The sequence below is a fragment of the Solihabitans fulvus genome (assembly GCF_008386585.1).
Classification (GTDB): domain Bacteria; phylum Actinomycetota; class Actinomycetes; order Mycobacteriales; family Pseudonocardiaceae; genus Solihabitans; species Solihabitans fulvus.
On sequence record NZ_VUOB01000176.1, the window covers coordinates 1 to 314 of the forward strand.

Annotated in this window: 1 pseudogene; it reads left to right on the forward strand. The window is 68.5% G+C overall.

From position 1 onward, the window contains the following. A pseudogene (locus F0L68_RS43040) lies at window positions 1-314 on the forward strand (MFS transporter); the annotation flags it as partial.

Below are 314 nucleotides of genomic sequence, written 5' to 3' on the forward strand. Positions count from 1 at the left end.
GATGGCCCTCGGCACGATCGCGACCATCATCGCCTCCAACCTCAAGTCCCTGCCGATGTTCGTCACGGCCTTCATCGCCCTGTTCGTGTTCTCCGGCATAGGCAACGGCTCCACCTACAAGATGATCCCCGCGATCTTCCGCGCCAAGGCCCGCGTCGCCATCGCCGAGGGCGAGCCTGAGGACACCGCGTACGCCCGCGCCCGTCGCCTTTCCGGCGCCCTGATCGGCTTCGCTCGGGCCGTCGGCGCCCTCGGCCGCCTGTTCATCAACCTCACGTTCCGCGCCTCCTTCGCCAACGCGCACAGCGGCGTCC